Raw genomic sequence first — 17873 nt, 5'->3', positions numbered from 1 at the left:
AACCGGGAATTTCCCGGTTTTTTTATTGAGTCCGTATTTGTCGGGTGGCGGCTTATGGTTTCGCCACAAACCCAATCGCCTCGTACACCGCTTTCAGGGTTTCCGACGCGCGCGCGCTGGCTTTTTCCGCGCCCTCTTTCATCACTTTTTGCAGGAATGCTTCGTCGTTACGGTAACGATGATAACGCTCCTGCAACTCGGTCAGCATACCGGAAACGGCGTCAGCTACTTCGCCTTTCAGGTGGCCGTACATCTTGCCTTCGAAGTGTTTTTCCAGCTCAGGGATGCTCTGTCCGGTTACGCCGGAGAGGATGTCCAGCAGGTTGGATACGCCCGCTTTATTCTGCACGTCGTAGCGCACTACCGGCGGCTCGTCGGAGTCGGTTACCGCACGCTTGAGCTTTTTCACCACCGATTTCGGATCTTCCAGCAGGCCGATAACGTTGTTGCGGTTATCGTCAGACTTAGACATCTTTTTGGTCGGCTCCAGCAGCGACATCACGCGCGCGCCGGATTTTGGAATAAACGGCTCCGGCACCTTGAACACGTCGCCGTACAGCGCGTTGAAGCGCTGGGCGATATCGCGGCTCAGCTCCAGATGCTGCTTCTGGTCTTCACCCACCGGCACCTGGTTGGTCTGATACAGCAGAATATCGGCCGCCATCAGCACCGGATAGTCAAACAGACCGGCGTTGATGTTTTCAGAGTAACGGGCAGATTTATCCTTGAACTGGGTCATGCGGCTCAGCTCACCGAAGTAGGTGTAGCAGTTCAGCGCCCAGCCCAGTTGCGCGTGCTCCGGCACGTGAGACTGAACGAAAATGGTGCTCTTCTCGGGATCGATACCGCAGGCCAGATACAGCGCCAGCGTATCCAGCGTCGCTTTGCGCAGCTTCTCGGGATCCTGACGCGCGGTGATAGCATGCAAATCCACGATGCAATAAATGCAGTGGTAGTCATCCTGCATGCTCACCCACTGACGTAACGCACCCATGTAGTTACCAATGGTCAGTTCACCTGAAGGCTGTGCGCCACTAAAAACGATGGGCTTAGTCATTATTCAATTCCTGATGTTCACTGTGCGAGAGCCCGAGTGCGGGCAACAAATCTTTGAAGTGGTCGAACACAACGTCCGGCTCACTCAGCGTAATGGCCTCACCGTAGTTGTAGCCGTAGGTCAACCCAACAGACGGGCAACCTGCCGCTCTGGCAGCCAGAATATCATTGCGGGAATCTCCGACAAAGAGCAGCTCCGCCGGTGCTAAGGATAATTTTCCTGCCACCAGCAGTAGCGGTTCCGGATGCGGCTTTTTATTCTGCACGTCATCGCCGCCCACAATCACGGAGAAGTATTTCGCGATATCCAGCGCTTCCAGCAGAGGCGCAACGAATGGAGTTGGTTTGTTGGTCACCAGCCCCAGCGGGATGCCTTTCGCATGTAACGCGCCCAGCGTTTCAGCGACATCCGGGAACAGGAAACTGCCCTCTTCGACGGTCTCTTCATAGAAACGGTCGAACAGTTTACGCAGAATACGCTGCTGTTCGTCCTGGGGGATATCCGCGAGATCAACGCTCGGTTTTCCCTGTGCGGAACGCTGAGAGGCGCGCTCCTGACGCGCCCAGGCCAGCGCGCGCTCCATCAGCACGTCCGCACCGTTACCAATCCACGTCACGACGCGCTCTTCGCCCGCAACGGGGAGTTCAAGCGCATACAGCGCCCGATCGACGGCGCTGGTTAATCCTGGCGCGCTGTCGACCAGCGTGCCGTCGAGGTCAAATGCTACACCCCGAATAGCCTGCAATTTATCCATGACTTACCTTCGCCAGTTCACGGCGCATTTCATCAATGACTTTTTTGTAATCCGGCTGATCGAAGATGGCGGAGCCCGCGACGAACATATCCGCACCCGCAGCCGCAATCTCACCGATATTATTCACCTTCACGCCGCCGTCCACTTCCAGGCGAATATCATAGCCAGACTCATCGATACGGCGGCGCACTTCACGCAGTTTGTCGAGGGTCTGTGGGATAAACGACTGGCCGCCAAAGCCCGGGTTAACGGACATCAGCAGGATCACGTCCAGCTTGTCCATCACGTAGTCGAGATAGCTCAGCGGGGTCGCTGGGTTAAAGACCAGCCCCGCCTTACAGCCGTTTTCTTTGATCAGTTGCAGCGTGCGGTCAACGTGCTCGGAGGCTTCCGGGTGGAAAGTGATGATGCTGGCACCCGCTGCGGCAAAATCAGGCACGATGCGGTCAACCGGCTTCACCATCAGATGCACGTCAATGGGCGCGGTGATCCCGTAATTACGCAGCGCTTTAAGCACCATCGGACCGATGGTCAGGTTGGGAACGTAGTGGTTATCCATCACGTCGAAATGGACGACGTCCGCGCCAGCCGCGAGAGCTTTGGCAGTGTCTTCACCCAGGCGGGCAAAATCGGCCGACAGAATTGAGGGAGCAATCAAAAACTGTTTCATCCGCATCTCCTTGAAATGTGTTTACCGGCGGGCAAAGGCTCAGGGTCGATAAAGCGCCAGAAGTTCGTCCACCTTTTTACGTGTGCCGCCGTTGCTGCTAATGCTACGCCGCACTTTTACCTGAAAATGCTTCGCGGCTTTGTACCATTCGCGCGTATCAGGCGTGTCGTGATTCGAAATTAACACCGGAATTCTTTTGCTGACCAGCTTTTCCGCCAACTCCGCCAGACGCGCCTGCTCGGCAGGGCTAAAGCTGTTGGTATGGTAGGCGGTGAAGTTTGCCGTGGCAGACAGCGGCGCGTAAGGCGGGTCGCAGTAAACCACCGAGTTTACGCCCGCCAGCTCCATGCACTCTTCATAGGAGAGGCAGTAAAATTCGGCATTCTGCGCTTTTTCAGCAAAGTGATACAGCTCGTCCTGCGGGAAGTAGGGGCGCTTATAGCGGCCAAACGGCACGTTAAACTCGCCACGCAGATTATACCGGCACAGGCCGTTGTAACCATGGCGGTTGAGATAAAGAAACAACAGCGCGCGACGGAACGGATCCTGGCTCTGATTAAACTCAGCGCGGAACTGATAGTAGACGTCCGGGTTGTTGTTCTCTGGCGTAAAGAGCTTCCGCGCCTCTTCCACATACTCATCGGTACGCAGTTTGACGATGTTATAGAGGCTGATAAGGTCGCTGTTGATATCCGCCAGGATATAACGAGAAAAATCGGTATTCAGGAACACCGATCCAGCACCCACGAAGGGCTCGATAAGACACTCGCCTTTCGGCAGGTGCTTTTTAATATCATCGAGCAGGGGATATTTCCCCCCTGCCCATTTCAGAAAAGCGCGATTTTTTTTCATGCTGACTAACTGATTACACCTTCTCCGGCTGTGGAGAAAGCTCCGACAGCATCCTGCGCTTTAAACATTACTTCAGATCGGCCTGCACCTGATGAATCGGCTTCGCCCACGGATTTTTCGCCTGCACATCGGCTGGCAGCGTGGAGACGGCACGTTTTGCTTCATCTTTAGAAGCATAAACACCGCTTACCAGCACGTACCACGGCTGTCCGTTACGGGTCGTCTGATAAACCACGTAGTTTTTCAGATTCGTTTTCTTCGCCCAGGCGTTGAGGTTGTCGTAGTTAGACGAACTGCTCAGCTGCAACGTGTAGTTGCTGGATGACGCAGCTTTAAGAGAACCCACGTTACCCGTCGTTTTCCCTGCCGTGGTGCCGGATGCACTAGCGGCTGGCGTTGCAGCCGGTGCCGCAGTTGCCGCAGGCGCGGCTGTGGTCGCCGTTGCTTTCGGTGCAGCGGTTGCCGCAGGCGTTGGCGCTTTAACCGGCTGGCTCACCGCAGGTTTTGTCTGCGCTGGCGCTTTCGTTTCTGGCGCTTTTGCCACAGCCTGTGGTTTCGTCTCACGCTTCGGCTCAATCACGGTCTGCTTACGTTCCTGACGCGGCGCAGTCTGCGTCTGGCGCGGTTTGGTTTCCGTTGCCGCAGTTTGCTGTTGGGCATTGCTGCCATGCACTGGCGCAACGGTGGCCGGTTCAGTTGGCAGCGTGGAGTTCACCACGGCGTTGTTAACCTGCTCCTGATTCTGCGGCTGCATCAGCGCGTTGTTCAGATCGCCCTGAACTTCAACACGCTGCTGGCCTTCAGGCGTAGCGGGTGCCTGGCCCTGAGTCGGGGTAGCAGAGACGGGCGGCAGAGAGATATCCTGACCGGCGCTGGTGTTGCCTGCGGTCTGCTCTGCGGAGGTGGTGCCCGGCGCAGGCTGAGCGCCATTCGCCTGGTTGCTCGCATCGTTACCAGACAGGTCGATGCTCTTCTCGGCAGACGCGGTCTGCTCGGTAGAATGGGTAGAAGGGGCTTTTAGCGCGGAACCAATGCCGACAATCAGCAGTACCAGCACCAGAACGCCAAGGCCCATCATGATGTACTGACGGGAGGCCGGTTTTGCCGCTACCGCTTTTTTACGCTTGCGCGGACGACGTTCAACAGGCTGTTCATCCATTAACTCTTCTTCGGATTCAAACGCCTCGTCTTCACGCGCGTTGCGGCTACGCGAAGGGCGACGATCGTCTGCATCCAGATCGACATCGTCAAAGTTGATCTGCGGCTCGTTATCACGTTCTGAAGATTGACGAGAACGACCAGTACGACGATCGCTGGGATCGGGTTTCAGCTCGTCTTCTGGTTTGAATTCATCCATTTAACACCCCACTCAAAGGCTTCTGCCAACGACTCTGCATTTACCTGAAGCTAAAACGACCACCTGTTACAGCGGTCTGACCTTTCTAGTTGTTACGCCTGCTGACAATCAGCAATAGCGCCAAGTACGACTTCGTGCGGCACTCCGCCGCGCACTTCACTTTTCCCTATTGCAAGCGGGAGCACCAGACGCATCTCACCTGCCAATACTTTTTTATCGCGCATCATGTGGGGAAGGTACGCCTGCGCAGACATTTCCTGCGGACCACTCACCGGCAAGCCAGCGCGCTTAAGCAACGCAATGATACGCGCTGTCTCTTCCGGCCTGAACTGCCCCAGACGTTCAGAGGCACGGGCCGCCATAACCATCCCGGCAGCGACAGCTTCACCGTGAAGCCAGTTACCGTAGCCCATTTCGGCTTCGATCGCGTGACCAAACGTATGCCCCAGATTCAGTAAAGCACGTAAGCCGGTTTCACGCTCATCTGCGGCAACGACTTCTGCTTTCAGCTCACAGCAACGGCGAATACAGTAGGCCATCGCCTGCCCATCGAGGCGCAACAGCGCATCCATATTCTCTTCCAGCCAGTTGAAGAACTCACCGTCAAGAATAATGCCGTATTTGATCACTTCTGCAAGGCCAGACGCCAGTTCGCGTGCTGGCAACGTTTTCAGACAGTCGAGATCCACCACCACCGATGCAGGCTGGTAGAACGCGCCAATCATGTTTTTGCCGAGCGGATGGTTAACCGCCGTTTTACCGCCTACAGAAGAATCGACCTGTGACAGCAACGTGGTTGGAATTTGAATAAAGCGCACACCGCGCTGATAGCTGGCGGCTGCAAAACCGGTCAGATCGCCCACAACGCCGCCGCCAAGGGCAAGCAGTGTTGTATCACGACCGTGCGGTTTTTGCAGAAGTGCGGTAAAGACGGTATCCAGTACCGTCAGGCTTTTGTACTGCTCGCCATCGGGCAGAATCACACTGTCGACCTTCACGCCCGCCTGCTCAAGCAGGTGGCGTACACGGTCGAGATAAAGCGGAGCCAGCGTCTCGTTGGTGACCAGCATCGCCTGATCACCCGCTTTCAGTGGTAAGAAGGAAGCTGGATCGTTAAACAAACCAGCCGCGATGGTGATAGGGTAACTACGTTCCCCGAGAGTAACTGTAATCCTCTCCATGACGCGACATCCACCTTAAATGCTTTTACCCGCAGGCGAGTGTATATAAAGCCAGAATCAGTTGCTTTCCAGCATATGAATAATCTGGTTTGCAACCACTTTAGCGCTTTGATCGTCAGTACGAATGGTCACATCAGCAATCTCTTCGTACAGAGGATTGCGTTCATCGGCCAAAGCTTCCAGAACTTCACGTGGCGGTGTTTCAACCTGCAACAACGGGCGCTTTTTATCACGCTGCGTGCGTGCCAGCTGTTTTTCGATGGTCGTCTCAAGATAGACCACTACGCCACGGGCGGAGAGACGGTTGCGGGTTTCGCGAGATTTTACAGAGCCGCCGCCTGTTGCCAGCACAATGCCCTGTTTTTCCGTGAGTTCGTTGATCACTTTTTCTTCTCGGTCACGGAAACCTTCTTCGCCTTCTACGTCGAAGACCCAGCCCACATCCGCTCCGGTTCGTTTCTCAATCTCTTGATCAGAATCGTAAAATTCCATATTGAGTTGTTGAGCTAACTGACGCCCAATAGTGCTTTTGCCGGCACCCATAGGCCCAACCAGAAAGATATTGCGTTTCTCTGCCATTTTTTCGGTACTACTAAGACTATTCGTTAATGGTAATCCCCGCTGCGCAGACACCTCGCGTAGCAGGACATGAACTGAAACCTCATTTGCAATAGAGCGAGAGTCAGACGAAAAATTATCTCAATACTCCGGCTTGTTTGGCAACTGATTAAATCACCGTTCCCGGCGCATAAGGAAATAAGACGTAAGTCCAACTCAAATCGGTACTCCTTGTATGCTAATTCATGCCCCACGTCAAACATCTGCAACAAACTGAATGCAAAATCATTGCGGGGATCGTTACCCATTAATGAATACTGACCAGACGTGGCGTGATAAACACCACCAGCTCGCGCCGTTCGTTATCTTTTCCGTCATGGCGAAACAACTGACCCAGCCACGGTATGTTGCCCAGCACAGGCACGCTATCGCGTCCGGTTTTATTCTTTTGCGAAAAGATCCCGCCCAGCGCGATCGTTTCCCCACTTTTTACTTCTACCTGCGTTTCGATCTCCTGTTTATCAATCGCCAGCGTTTCGCCGTCTGCCTGTTGCAGTACCTGTCCGGGCATATTTTCACTGATATGCAGCTTAAGACGTACGCGGCCGCCTGGCAGCACCACCGGTGTGACCTCCATCCCTAATACTGCCTCTTTAAATTCAACGGATGTCGCCCCGCTCTCGCCGCTGGAAACCTGATACGGAATTTCACTGCCCTGCTTGATGCTGGCCGGTTGCATATGCGACGCCAGCAGCCGCGGGCTGGCGATAATGTCCACCTGCTGCTTTTGCTCAAGCGCAGACAGCTCAAGATCCAGCATCCTGCCGTTGATACGCCCGATGTTGAACCCCACGTGGGTGGTTGCGCTGGCGACCGACAGATCGGCACCAAGCGTCGTCACCTGCCCCACTTTTCCCGCCTCCGACGCCTCGGCGAGACTCCACTTCACGCCCAGCTCGCGCAGGCTTTTTTCATTGATGGTCACGATTTGCGCCGCCAGCTCCACCTGCTCGATGGGCAGATCCATCTGCGCCGCCCAGCGCGTGAGCATGTCCACAACCGTCTGGTTATCCCTGATCAGGAGACGGTTGGTGCGCTTGTCGACGGACAGACTGCCTTTCGGGCTTAGGAGCTTCTCCGCCGCTTTTTGCAATTCGGCTGCATCTGCCCAGGCAAACGGAATGCTGTGAGAGAGAAGCGGGGCATCGAGCAGACGCTGGGCTCGCTCCTGCTCTTTACGCGTCTGTTGCTCCCGTTGCCAGGCTGCCGTATGCACATAAAAAATGCCGCCCTCTTCCCGCAATACCAGCCCGGCGCTGTTCACTACCGTCTGGAGCGCCTGCCTCCAGGGCACCCGTGTTAAATTCAGCGAAAGCGAGCCGCTGACGTCCGGCGAGACCACCAGATTGCGGTCCGCCTGCGCTACCAATGCCTGTAAAATCTGCACCACCGGGACATCATCCACCAGCAGGGTGACCGGTTTTGGCGTGGCGGCCCACAGGGGTTGGCTGAGTGCCGTCAGCAACAGCAATATCCTTAACTTCACTTTTTTTCGTTCCTTCTCGTTGCCATGTCCATCGCTTCGGCTCGCACATGTCGCCGACATCAACGGTCAGTTGTTGTTTATCTATCGCACTTACCCGCCAGCCTGGCGGTAACCGCATCTGCGTTTTTACCCGGTGCCAGCGTTTCTGCCCGTCCTGCATAAGGCCAATATCCATGCCGCCACTGACTATCCCCTGATAACGCCACTGGCTCAGTTGCCCTGCCGCGCAGCTATCGTGTGGCACTGAGAAGGGATCCCGCATCCCGGTCAGGAAAAGCGGAGAAAGCAGGATCAGCAAACGGGCTTTACCGCGCATGACCGACCTCCAGTTGCAGGCTGAGGCGTAGCTGTTTGCCCTGAGGCGTAAGATCAAATGCGCTCACCCGCACGTTCTTAAGCGCAAGCCGGGAAAAGAGCGCCGGAACGGCACTCCATGAGATATCCAGCGCCAGCTCTCCCCCACTCTTTTGCGGCTTCCAGTACACCAGTCTTGCGTCCTCACGCTGAAATGCCAGCGGAGAAAAGGGCTGTGAGGGCTTCCCTTGCGTAACCCCCGGTCGCCGTCTGGCTTCTGGCCACAGCGAGGCATTAATCCGCTGTGTACTGATGGCCTGCGCCTGAATATCGGCGTGGCGAAGAGCTGCGGGTCTGAGCAGCAGCCCCCACATCACAAACGCGATGACCCCCGATGCCATCAACCAGCAAAGTACGCGTCGGGAAGGGCGTGCATCAGCCCAGCGTTGATAGATCCCCACTGGCTACCTCCGGCTATGCAGCTGAAAAGAGAACATCCATCGCCCCTGGCTATCCTGTTGCAGTTCGCCTGTCGGCCCGGGGTTAAAACCTGTCACCCTTTTCAGCGCATCGGTCATGGCGGAGAGCGCCGGGAGTGATGAGGTATAACCCGTCAGGATCAGCGAGGGTGGCTGGTAACGCAGCGCCGTCAGCCAGGCCTGCTGGGGCATGGCGACAGCGAGGGATTCCAGCGCGGGTTGCCAGGCCACCGGCTCGGGCGGCTGCGAAGGGGTATTCAGCGCCGCAGGCTGCGGCTGACGGGCTTTCAATACCTTCTGCACCGCACGCGTGCCCGCCAGATCGCTTTGCAACGCCTGTGACGAAAGAGACTGAGCCGCCCGCAGGCTAACGCCGCCCGCCAGCATCACCAGCAACGAGGCGACGTACAGCAGGCCCCAGAAGCGCAGACGCTGAATACGCTGTTGCCGACGCCACGGTAAAAGATTGGGCATGCTCATCAACGTGCCTCGCTCATGGCCAGCGCCAGGGCGACGGTGTACTCAGCACCGCATTCAGGCAGCGGCGGCTGACACAGCGTCACCGCTTCCCAGGGATCGCGAGCAGCATCAAAAACGGCGATGTCAGAAGCAGACAGCGCAAGCAGCGCCGCCAGCTCATTCACCGTCGCCGCTTCTGTGGTATAGCGCCGCCCCCACTGATGACGCATCGCCCATAACCACTGGTCTTCATCCCTCCAGGCCACGCACCGGGCGGGTTCAACAGCAGAGAGAAGATTAGCCAGCGCGCCGGCATCCGGGGCGATGGCGGCCAGGCGCAAACGCAGCGCTTTCGCCAGCGACAGCAGAGTATCGACCTCTCTGTTTTGCGCCGCGGTGACATGAAATGTGTTGCTGAACGTATCCTGCGCGTAGTCAAAGCAGAGCGTATCGGCGGGCATCTCCAGCTCACGTGCTAATGTGGCCCCTACCCAGGTGAGCTGTTCGCTGTCGCGCAAGGCTACGGTGGGCCGGGGCAACGCGCGTTGCAGCACGCGCGTCGCCGGAAATGAGAGAAAAACCCGATGCGCGTGCGGCAACGTCTTCCGCCAGCCGCGTAATGCATTAACCAGTTGATCGGGCTTGAGTATTTTCCCCTCCCCGATAATGCCGTCCGACAGCGGCACGGCCCACCAGCGGCGTAAACGCCAGCCGGACCGCTCCCGGGTCAGCGCCACCGCGACCACCTTATCCTGTTGAATATGAACGCCTGTTTGCCACGTTTTAAAAGCCATGCTTCACGATCTCCTTATCGCCCGTCGGAGTGACGGCTATATCAATGAATCAGGCTTGCCTTTATACTACCGCGCGATTGTTTAGAAACTGCCCAGGCTAAACCAAATGGGAAATCTCCGGTGAAGTTCGTAAAGTATTTATTGATCCTTGCAGTCTGTTGCATTCTGCTGGGAGCAGGCTCGATTATTGGTTTGTACAAATATGTCGAGCCGCAACTACCTGATGTCGCCACGCTTCGTGATGTGCGGCTCCAGATCCCTATGCAGGTCTATAGCGCCGACGGTGAACTGATGGCGCAATACGGCGAGAAGCGTCGTATCCCGTTGACCTTAAATGAAATTCCGCCCGTCATGGTGAAGGCCTTTATCGCCACCGAGGACAGCCGTTTTTACGAGCACCACGGTGTGGATCCGGTCGGTATTTTCCGTGCGGCAAGCGTGGCGCTGTTCTCTGGTCATGCCTCTCAGGGGGCAAGTACCATTACCCAGCAGCTGGCGCGTAACTTCTTCCTCAGCCCGGAAAAGACGCTAATGCGTAAGATCAAAGAGGTGTTCCTCGCGATCCGCATTGAGCAACTGCTGAGCAAAGACGAGATCCTTGAACTTTATCTCAACAAGATCTATCTGGGCTACCGCGCCTATGGCGTAGGGGCAGCGGCGCAGGTCTACTTTGGTAAGCCGATCGATCAGCTCACGCTGAGCGAAATGGCGACCATTGCCGGCCTGCCAAAAGCGCCGTCCACGTTTAACCCGCTCTACTCTCTGGACCGCGCCACCGCGCGTCGCAACGTGGTGCTGTCGCGTATGCTGAGCGAAGGCTACATCAGCCAGGATGACTACAATCGGGCGCGCGGCGAGGTTATCGACGCCAATTACCATGCGCCGGAAATTGCTTTCTCATCGCCGTATCTGACGGAAATGGTTCGCCAGGAGATGGTGCGCCGCTACGGCGACAAAGCGTATGAAGACGGCTATCGCGTTTACACCACCGTGACCCGCAAGGTGCAGCAGGCTGCCCAGCAGGCGGTGCGTAATAACGTGATGGATTATGATATGCGTCACGGCTTTCGCGGCCCGTCCAACGTGCTGTGGAGAGTGGGCGAAGGGGCATGGGACAGCAAAAAAATCACTGATTCCCTGAAGGCGTTGCCGACCTATGGCCCGCTGCGTCCGGCGGTGGTAACCCAGGCCGATCCGCAGGAAGCGGTGGCAATGATGGCCGATGGCACCTCTGTGTCGCTGCGCATGGAGGGTGTCCGCTGGGCGCGTCCGTACCGCTCTGACACTCTTCAGGGCCCGACGCCGCGTAAAGTGACCGATGTCGTACAAACCGGACAACAAATCTGGGTACGTCAGGTCGGTGATGCCTGGTGGCTGGCGCAGGTGCCGGACGTCAACTCTGCCCTGGTCTCCATCAATCCGCAAAACGGTGCCGTGATGGCGCTGGTGGGCGGGTTCGATTTCAACCAGAGCAAATTTAACCGCGCAACCCAGGCGCTGCGTCAGGTCGGTTCGAACATCAAACCGTTCCTGTATACCGCGGCGATGGACAAGGGTCTGACGCTCGCCAGTATTCTCAACGACGTGCCCATTTCCCGCTGGGATGCCGGCGCCGGCTCTGACTGGCAGCCGAAGAACTCTCCGGCGCAATACGCTGGCCCTATCCGTCTTCGTCAGGGGCTTGGCCAGTCGAAGAACGTGGTCATGGTTCGCGCGATGCGTGCGATGGGCGTTGATTATGCGGCAGAGTATCTGCAACGCTTCGGCTTCCCGGCGCAAAACATCGTCCATACCGAATCTCTGGCGCTCGGCTCCGCGTCCTTTACGCCGCTTCAGGTCGCGCGTGGATACTCGGTGATGGCGAACGGCGGCTTCCTGGTCGATCCGTATTTCATCAGCAAAATCGAGAACGATCAGGGCGGCGTGCTGTTTGAAGCGAAGCCGAAAATTGCCTGCCCTGAATGCGATGTCCCGGTGATTTACGGCGACACGCCAAAATCTAATGTCCTTGAAAACAAGGATATGGAAGATGTGGCGATCTCTCAGGAACGTCAGAATCTGACGGTGCCGCAGCCTCAGCTGGAACAGGCCAATCAGGCGCTGGTCGCCCAGAGCGGCGCGCAGGAGTATGCCCCGCACGTCATCAGCACCCCGCTGTCGTTCCTGATTAAGAGCGCGCTGAACACCAACATCTTTGGCGAACCGGGCTGGCAAGGCACCGGCTGGCGAGCGGGCCGCGATTTGCAGCGCCGCGACATTGGCGGCAAAACCGGCACCACCAACAGTTCAAAAGATGCCTGGTTCTCGGGTTATGGCCCGGGCGTTGTCACCTCGGTCTGGATTGGTTTTGACGATCACCGCCGCACTCTGGGGCGCACAACCGCTTCTGGCGCGATTAAAGATCAGATTTCCGGTTACGAGGGCGGGGCGAAGAGTGCGCAGCCGGCCTGGGATGCTTACATGAAGGCCGCTCTCGACGGCGTACCGGAGCAGCCGCTAACGCCTCCGCCGGGCATTGTCACGGTCAATATTGACCGCAGCACCGGGCAGCTGGCGAATGGCGGCAACAGCCGCGCAGAGTATTTCATCGAGGGCACGCAGCCAACCACGCAGGCGGTGCACGAGGTGGGTACCGAAATCATTGATAACGGCGAAACGCACGAGCTCTTCTGACGCCGACAAAAAAGCCGGGTGGCGACGACGCCTGACCCGGCCTACAGCGTAATGCAATACGGCAACCATCGGTTGCCGTTTTTACGGGTGGCGCTACAAACGCCCCTGCCCCTTCAGCCACTCCCGCACCAGGAACAGTGCGCTCACGTTGCGCGCCTCGTTAAAGTCAGGATCTTCCAGCAAATCCATCAGGTGGGCCAGCGGCCAGCGAACCTGCGGCAGCGGTTCCGGCTCGTCTCCTTCCAGAGATTCAGGATAGAGATCTTCTGCGACAACAATGTTCATTTTGCTGGAAAAATAGGATGGCGCCATGCTCAGCTTTTTCAGGAACGTCAGCTCCTTCGCGCCAAAACCGACCTCTTCTTTCAGCTCCCGGTTTGCTGCTTCAAAAACCGTTTCGCCCGGGTCGATCAGTCCTTTGGAAAAGCCCAGCTCGTAGGATTCAATGCCCACGGCGTATTCACGAATGAGGATCAGGTGCTCGTCGACAATGGGCACAATCATCACCGCTTCGCGCGTGGAGGGGCGCATACGTTCATAAACACGACGCACGCCGTTGCTGAATTCCAGATCCACGCTTTCAACATTAAACAGACGCGATTTCGCGACGGTTTCAACATTCAGAATGGTGGGCTTTTGTAAGGGTTTGGTCATCTTGACGGGTCTTTGCTGGGTGAACTGGCTTTATTGTGCGATACGCCGCACGGTTTCGGCAATGTCAATTGCTCTTTATTTACATTTATGCAACGTAACTGAATGCGATTCTCATTTCAAAACAAATGTCAAGAGGTTGAAATGTTTCCAGGAATTTGCTGATATCGCGCCGGAACAGGCTTTGGTATCATTACCGGTCACTGGGATGCGCGTCAACATGCTCAAGTTAGACTCCATACTTGCCGATAGCCGACCACAGAATCTCATTCATTGTACAAAAGGTGCGACTGACAACACCTGTAAGAAGATAAGTAAGATGGGGAAAGCATGAGCACCATTTTGATTTTTCTCGCTGCTGTGCTGGCCTGCGCGTCGATTGCGGTGTGGGTATTCAGGCGCCGCGTACATCGCCGTTATCGGCTGCCCTTTTTAAACGCGTTCGCCGGGGCAAACACGCGCAAGCTCTCGCCAGAGGAACGCAGCACCGTTGAGCAGTATCTCGACACGCTGAACCGATCCCGGCTTTCGCCTGGCCCTACCGGCGCCAGCACCGCCCCCGTATCGCTTAACCTGAACGCACAAAGCGACACCGTTCTGTGCGTGACGCGCTCCATTACCCGCTACGGCATCACTACCGACGATCCCAACAAGTGGCGTTACTATCTCGATTCTGTTGAAGTCCACCTGCCGCCCTTCTGGGAGCAGTATATTAACGATGAAAACAGCGTCGAGCTCATCCATACCGATACGTTGCCGCTGGTTATTTCCCTTAATGGTCACACCCTGAGCGAATATGTTCAGGAAGCGCCACGCTTTGCGCTGGAGCGCGCGAGCGGAACGCAGGCCTCTATTCGCGGTGAAGAGACAGAGCAGATTGAACTGCTGAACATCCGTCAGGAGACGCATGAAGAGTACGTCCTGAGCCGCCCGGATGGCATTCGCGAAGCGGTGCTGATTGTCGTCTCGTTCCTGCTCTTTTTCATCTGCCTGCTGACGCCGGACGTGTTTGTTCCGTGGCTCGCGGGTGGCGCGGTACTGCTTCTGGCCGCCGGACTGTGGGGCATATTTGCCCCGCCGGCAAAAACGTCGTTACGTGAAATTCACTGCCTGCGCGGAACCCCAAAACGCTGGGGACTGTTCGGCGAGAACGATCAGGAACATATCAACAATATCTCGCTCGGGATCATCGATCTTATCTATCCGCGCCACTGGCAGCCGTGGATTGCGCAGGACCTGGGCCAAAAAACGGATATTGATATCTATCTCGACCGCCACGTTGTACGCCAGGGACGTTATTTGTCCCTGCACGACGAAGTGAAAAACTTCCCGCTTCAGCACTGGCTTCGCAGCGCGGTGATTGCCGGTGGCGCCGCGCTCGTCTTCGTTATGCTGCTGCTCTTCGTGCCGCTGGATATGCCAATTAAGTTTACCCTGTCGTGGATCAAAGGGGCGCAAACCGTGGAAGCCACCAGCGTCCAGCAGCTTGAAGAAGCGGGTGTCCGCGTGGGAGATACGTTGCGGCTGAAAGGTACCGGGATGTGTAATATCCACACGCCGGGCGCCTGGAACACGCGCCAGAACTCGCCGTTCGCGCCGTTCGACTGCTCTCAGATCATCTGGAATGATGCCTCTCCGCTGCCGCTGCCGGAATCGGATGTGGTCAATAAGGCCACTGCGCTCACCCAGACGATTAATCGCCAGCTCCATCCGAAACCGGATGATGATTCTCGCGTGAGCCCTGCCCTGCGCTCGGCCATTCAGAAGTCGGGCATGGTGCTGCTGGATGACTTTGGCGAAATCGTCCTGAAAACTGAAGATCTCTGTTCCGCTCAGGATGACTGTATCCGGCTTAAGAACGCGCTGGTCAACCTCGGTAACAGCAAGGACTGGGATGCGCTGGTGAAACGCGCCGAAGCGGGACGCCTCGACGGCGTGAACGTGCTTCTGCGTCCGGTCAGCGCCGAGTCGCTGGATAACCTGGTGGCGACGTCTACCGCCCCCTTCGTGCTGCGTGAAACCACCCGTGCGGCCCAGGCGCTTAACAGCCCGGCGCCAGGCGGATTTGTGATTGCCAGCGATGAAGGCAGCGACCTGGTGGATCAACCCTACCCGCAGGTTTCACTGTATGACTATCCTGCTCAGGAACAGTGGAGCGAATTTCAGCGTCTGGCGCAGATGCTGATGCGAACGCCGTTCAGCGCAGAAGGGATCGTCACTACCCTGTTTACCGACGCCAACGGCACGCGTCATATTGGCCTGCACCGCATGCCGGACAGCGCTGGCCTGTGGCGCTACGTAGGAACATCTCTGCTGCTGATTGCGATGCTGGCGTGCATTGTCTGGAACGGTTATCAGGCCGTACGCCGCTACCAGCGCTCCCGCACGCGACTGGCAGACATCCAGGCCTACTACGAAAATTGCCTTAACCCGAAACTGATCTCCTCTTCTGAGAGCCTGATCGGATAACGTCCCTGCGCGACAAGTTGTGCTACCCTGTCGCGCACGTTTCTTCTGGCTGGAGTTCCCCCTTATGCATCTTGATATCGACTGGCAGGCGGTCGATACCGTCCTGCTTGATATGGACGGCACGCTGCTCGATCTCGCCTTTGATAACTATTTCTGGCAAAAGCTGGTCCCGGAAACATACGGTGAACAGCAGGGGATCTCCCCGGCGGAAGCGCAGGAATTCATTCGCTCGCAATATAGCGCGGTGCAGCATACGCTAAACTGGTACTGTCTTGACTACTGGAGCGAGCGACTCGGTCTGGATATTTGTGCCATGACCACCGCCCAGGGCGCACGCGCCGTACTGCGTGACGATACGGTCCCGTTTCTGGACGCGCTGAAAGCCTGCGGTAAGCGCCGCATTTTGCTGACAAATGCGCATCCCCATAACCTGGCCGTGAAGCTGGAACATACCGGTCTTGCTTCGCACCTTGATTTATTGCTTTCCACCCACACATTTGGTTATCCGAAAGAGGATCAGCGGTTGTGGCATGCCGTGGTGGAAGAGACCGGTTTACAGCCGGAACGGACGCTGTTCATTGACGACAGCGAGCCCATTCTGGATTCTGCGGCCGCATTTGGCATTCGCTATTGCCTGGGCGTGACCAATCCTGATTCCGGCCTGGCTGAAAAAAGCTATCTGCGACATCCGGGGCTGAACGACTATCGCCGGATGATCCCCTCACTTACCGTGAAGGAGACGCCATGAAAGAAAAACCCTCTGATGGGGTAAGACTGGATAAATGGCTGTGGGCCGCCCGTTTTTATAAAACGCGCGCCCTTGCCCGTGAAATGGTTGATGGCGGAAAGGTGCATTACAACGGCCAGCGCAGCAAACCGAGCAAGCTGGTTGAACTGAATGCCACGTTGACGCTTCGCCAGGGCAACGATGAAAAAACGGTCGTGGTGAAAGCCATTACCGAACAGCGGCGGCCCGCAACCGAAGCCGTTTTGCTTTATGAAGAGACGGCCCAGAGCATAGAGAAGCGTGAGAAAACCGCGCTGGCGCGCAAAATGAATGCGCTGACTATGCCTCACCCGGACCGGCGACCGGATAAAAAAGAGCGCCGCGATCTGATGAAATTTAAACACGGTGAGAACGAGTAACCCTCACCTGCACGAGAGATGAAAATGGCCCAACACGACCAATTACACCGCTATCTGTTTGAACAATTCGCCGTGCGCGGCGAGCTGGTCACCGTATCCGAAACCTGGAAACAGATTCTGGAAAACCACAACTACCCGCTGCCGGTGAAAACCCTGTTGGGCGAACTGCTGGTTGCCACCAGCCTGCTGACCGCCACGCTGAAATTCGCAGGCGATATTACCGTACAGTTGCAGGGCGATGGCCCAATGTCGCTGGCGGTGATCAACGGCAATAACCAGCAGCAGATGCGCGGCGTGGCGCGCGTTCAGGGCGATATCCCTGAAAATGCCGATCTGAAAACGCTGGTCGGTAACGGCTACCTGGTCATCACCATCTCGCCTGAAGAAGGTGAGCGCTATCAGGGCGTGGTCGGTCTGGAAGGCGATACGCTTGCCGCCTGCCTGGAAGATTACTTCATGCGTTCCGAACAGCTGCCAACCCGTCTGTTCATCCGTACCGGTGAAGTTGACGGCCAGCCTGCCGCCGGCGGTATGCTGCTCCAGGTTCTGCCTGCGCAGGATGCGCAGACCAATGATTTCGAGCATCTGGCAACGCTGACGGAAACCATCAAAGCGGAAGAGCTGTTCACCCTGTCGGCGACCGACGTGCTGTGGCGTCTGTATCACGAAGAAGAAGTGACGGTTTACGATCCGCAGGCGGTGGAATTTAAGTGCACCTGCTCTCGCGAGCGTTGTGCTGGCGCACTGAAAACCCTGCCGGATGAAGAGATCGACAGCATCATGGCGGAAGACGGTGAAATCGATATGCACTGTGACTACTGCGGTACGCACTACGTGTTCAATTCGATGGATATCGCGGAGATCCGCAATAACGCCTCTCCGGCGGATCCGCAGGTTCACTAAGCTCTGAGCCAGTTGCCCGGCGGCGCTATG

18 protein-coding genes are annotated in these 17873 nt (G+C 56.8%); 5 read left to right on the top strand and 13 right to left on the bottom strand.

Going from position 1 to position 17873, the window contains the following annotated elements; all coding sequences use genetic code 11:
* Nucleotides 1-52: 52 nt before the first annotated feature.
* From trpS to pilM, 12 genes are all read right to left on the bottom strand, one after another.
* Complete coding sequence (gene trpS / locus N5C09_RS13770; RefSeq protein ID WP_023298773.1) at nucleotides 53-1057, bottom strand: tryptophan--tRNA ligase; 1005 nt, start codon at nucleotides 1055-1057, stop codon at nucleotides 53-55.
* Nucleotides 1050-1811 carry a phosphoglycolate phosphatase gene (gene gph, locus N5C09_RS13765; protein WP_279749234.1) on the bottom strand — a complete coding sequence of 254 codons (762 nt, stop codon included), beginning with the start codon at nucleotides 1809-1811 and terminating at the stop codon, nucleotides 1050-1052. Before gph ends, trpS begins: the two co-directional genes overlap by 8 nt.
* Nucleotides 1804-2481 carry a ribulose-phosphate 3-epimerase gene (gene rpe, locus N5C09_RS13760; protein ID WP_003861634.1) on the bottom strand — a complete coding sequence of 226 codons (678 nt, stop codon included), beginning with the start codon at nucleotides 2479-2481 and terminating at the stop codon, nucleotides 1804-1806. Before rpe ends, gph begins: the two co-directional genes overlap by 8 nt.
* Before the next feature lie 39 nt (nucleotides 2482-2520).
* Nucleotides 2521-3333 (bottom strand): adenine-specific DNA-methyltransferase, encoded by an 813-nt coding sequence (gene dam / locus N5C09_RS13755; RefSeq protein WP_063449500.1) that lies wholly within the window; start codon nucleotides 3331-3333, stop codon nucleotides 2521-2523.
* A 67-nt stretch (nucleotides 3334-3400) separates the two neighbouring features.
* Complete coding sequence (gene damX / locus N5C09_RS13750; RefSeq protein ID WP_279749233.1) at nucleotides 3401-4690, bottom strand: cell division protein DamX; 1290 nt, start codon at nucleotides 4688-4690, stop codon at nucleotides 3401-3403.
* A 92-nt stretch (nucleotides 4691-4782) separates the two neighbouring features.
* A complete protein-coding gene (gene aroB / locus N5C09_RS13745) occupies nucleotides 4783-5871 on the bottom strand; it encodes a 3-dehydroquinate synthase (protein ID WP_063865743.1) in 1089 nt (362 codons plus the stop codon).
* 57 nt (nucleotides 5872-5928) lie between these two features.
* Nucleotides 5929-6450, bottom strand: a complete 522-nt coding sequence (gene aroK, locus N5C09_RS13740; protein WP_003861630.1) for a shikimate kinase AroK — start codon at nucleotides 6448-6450, stop codon at nucleotides 5929-5931.
* A 286-nt stretch (nucleotides 6451-6736) separates the two neighbouring features.
* Nucleotides 6737-7975 carry a DNA uptake porin HofQ gene (gene hofQ / locus N5C09_RS13735; RefSeq protein ID WP_279749231.1) on the bottom strand — a complete coding sequence of 413 codons (1239 nt, stop codon included), beginning with the start codon at nucleotides 7973-7975 and terminating at the stop codon, nucleotides 6737-6739.
* Nucleotides 7887-8291 (bottom strand): HofP DNA utilization family protein, encoded by a 405-nt coding sequence (locus N5C09_RS13730; protein ID WP_279749230.1) that lies wholly within the window; start codon nucleotides 8289-8291, stop codon nucleotides 7887-7889. The genes hofQ and N5C09_RS13730 overlap by 89 nt, the downstream gene beginning before the upstream one ends.
* Nucleotides 8281-8730, bottom strand: a complete 450-nt coding sequence (locus N5C09_RS13725; RefSeq protein WP_279749229.1) for a DNA utilization protein HofO — start codon at nucleotides 8728-8730, stop codon at nucleotides 8281-8283. Before N5C09_RS13725 ends, N5C09_RS13730 begins: the two co-directional genes overlap by 11 nt.
* A 3-nt stretch (nucleotides 8731-8733) precedes the next feature.
* A complete protein-coding gene (locus N5C09_RS13720) occupies nucleotides 8734-9228 on the bottom strand; it encodes a PilN domain-containing protein (RefSeq protein WP_279749228.1) in 495 nt (164 codons plus the stop codon).
* Nucleotides 9228-10001, bottom strand: coding sequence for a pilus assembly protein PilM (gene pilM, locus N5C09_RS13715; RefSeq protein WP_279749227.1), 774 nt, complete (start codon nucleotides 9999-10001; stop codon nucleotides 9228-9230). Before pilM ends, N5C09_RS13720 begins: the two co-directional genes overlap by 1 nt.
* Nucleotides 10002-10121: 120 nt before the next feature.
* Between pilM and mrcA the strand changes: the two genes are divergently transcribed.
* Nucleotides 10122-12674 carry a peptidoglycan glycosyltransferase/peptidoglycan DD-transpeptidase MrcA gene (gene mrcA / locus N5C09_RS13710; RefSeq protein WP_279749226.1) on the top strand — a complete coding sequence of 851 codons (2553 nt, stop codon included), beginning with the start codon at nucleotides 10122-10124 and terminating at the stop codon, nucleotides 12672-12674.
* 93 nt (nucleotides 12675-12767) lie between these two features.
* Here the strand turns inward: mrcA and nudE are convergent, their stop codons facing one another.
* Complete coding sequence (nudE, locus tag N5C09_RS13705; RefSeq protein ID WP_063449510.1) at nucleotides 12768-13328, bottom strand: ADP compounds hydrolase NudE; 561 nt, start codon at nucleotides 13326-13328, stop codon at nucleotides 12768-12770.
* Between the two features lie 327 nt (nucleotides 13329-13655).
* Here nudE and N5C09_RS13700 point away from each other — a divergent pair, with 327 nt between their 5' ends.
* From N5C09_RS13700 to hslO, 4 genes are all read left to right on the top strand, one after another.
* Nucleotides 13656-15794 carry an intracellular growth attenuator family protein gene (locus N5C09_RS13700; protein ID WP_063865725.1) on the top strand — a complete coding sequence of 713 codons (2139 nt, stop codon included), beginning with the start codon at nucleotides 13656-13658 and terminating at the stop codon, nucleotides 15792-15794.
* A 64-nt stretch (nucleotides 15795-15858) separates the two neighbouring features.
* Nucleotides 15859-16542 carry a GMP/IMP nucleotidase gene (gene yrfG / locus N5C09_RS13695; protein WP_006812237.1) on the top strand — a complete coding sequence of 228 codons (684 nt, stop codon included), beginning with the start codon at nucleotides 15859-15861 and terminating at the stop codon, nucleotides 16540-16542.
* Nucleotides 16539-16940: a ribosome-associated heat shock protein Hsp15 gene (hslR, locus tag N5C09_RS13690; protein ID WP_063449514.1), complete on the top strand. Its 402-nt coding sequence runs from the start codon at nucleotides 16539-16541 to the stop codon at nucleotides 16938-16940. The genes yrfG and hslR overlap by 4 nt, the downstream gene beginning before the upstream one ends.
* Before the next feature lie 18 nt (nucleotides 16941-16958).
* Nucleotides 16959-17843, top strand: coding sequence for an Hsp33 family molecular chaperone HslO (gene hslO / locus N5C09_RS13685; protein WP_006812239.1), 885 nt, complete (start codon nucleotides 16959-16961; stop codon nucleotides 17841-17843).
* The last annotated feature ends 30 nt before the right edge of the window (nucleotides 17844-17873 follow it).

The organism is Enterobacter sp. GD03975 (assembly GCF_029838645.1).
In the GTDB taxonomy this organism is placed as follows: domain Bacteria; phylum Pseudomonadota; class Gammaproteobacteria; order Enterobacterales; family Enterobacteriaceae; genus Enterobacter; species Enterobacter quasihormaechei.
The sequence above is the reverse complement of the archived record's forward strand: the minus strand, read 5'-3'. Positions and strand labels throughout refer to the sequence as shown.

Coding starts and splice junctions, on each gene's coding strand:
- gph (WP_279749234.1), bottom strand. CDS start 1,811: ATGGATAAATTGCAGGCTATTCGGGGTGTAGCATTTGACCTCGACGGC.
- N5C09_RS13730 (WP_279749230.1), bottom strand. CDS start 8,291: ATGCGCGGTAAAGCCCGTTTGCTGATCCTGCTTTCTCCGCTTTTCCTG.
- damX (WP_279749233.1), bottom strand. CDS start 4,690: ATGGATGAATTCAAACCAGAAGACGAGCTGAAACCCGATCCCAGCGAT.
- trpS (WP_023298773.1), bottom strand. CDS start 1,057: ATGACTAAGCCCATCGTTTTTAGTGGCGCACAGCCTTCAGGTGAACTG.
- yrfG (WP_006812237.1), top strand. CDS start 15,859: ATGCATCTTGATATCGACTGGCAGGCGGTCGATACCGTCCTGCTTGAT.
- nudE (WP_063449510.1), bottom strand. CDS start 13,328: ATGACCAAACCCTTACAAAAGCCCACCATTCTGAATGTTGAAACCGTC.
- N5C09_RS13700 (WP_063865725.1), top strand. CDS start 13,656: ATGAGCACCATTTTGATTTTTCTCGCTGCTGTGCTGGCCTGCGCGTCG.
- pilM (WP_279749227.1), bottom strand. CDS start 10,001: ATGGCTTTTAAAACGTGGCAAACAGGCGTTCATATTCAACAGGATAAG.
- N5C09_RS13720 (WP_279749228.1), bottom strand. CDS start 9,228: ATGAGCATGCCCAATCTTTTACCGTGGCGTCGGCAACAGCGTATTCAG.
- hslR (WP_063449514.1), top strand. CDS start 16,539: ATGAAAGAAAAACCCTCTGATGGGGTAAGACTGGATAAATGGCTGTGG.
- rpe (WP_003861634.1), bottom strand. CDS start 2,481: ATGAAACAGTTTTTGATTGCTCCCTCAATTCTGTCGGCCGATTTTGCC.
- aroK (WP_003861630.1), bottom strand. CDS start 6,450: ATGGCAGAGAAACGCAATATCTTTCTGGTTGGGCCTATGGGTGCCGGC.
- dam (WP_063449500.1), bottom strand. CDS start 3,333: ATGAAAAAAAATCGCGCTTTTCTGAAATGGGCAGGGGGGAAATATCCC.
- hslO (WP_006812239.1), top strand. CDS start 16,959: ATGAAAATGGCCCAACACGACCAATTACACCGCTATCTGTTTGAACAA.
- aroB (WP_063865743.1), bottom strand. CDS start 5,871: ATGGAGAGGATTACAGTTACTCTCGGGGAACGTAGTTACCCTATCACC.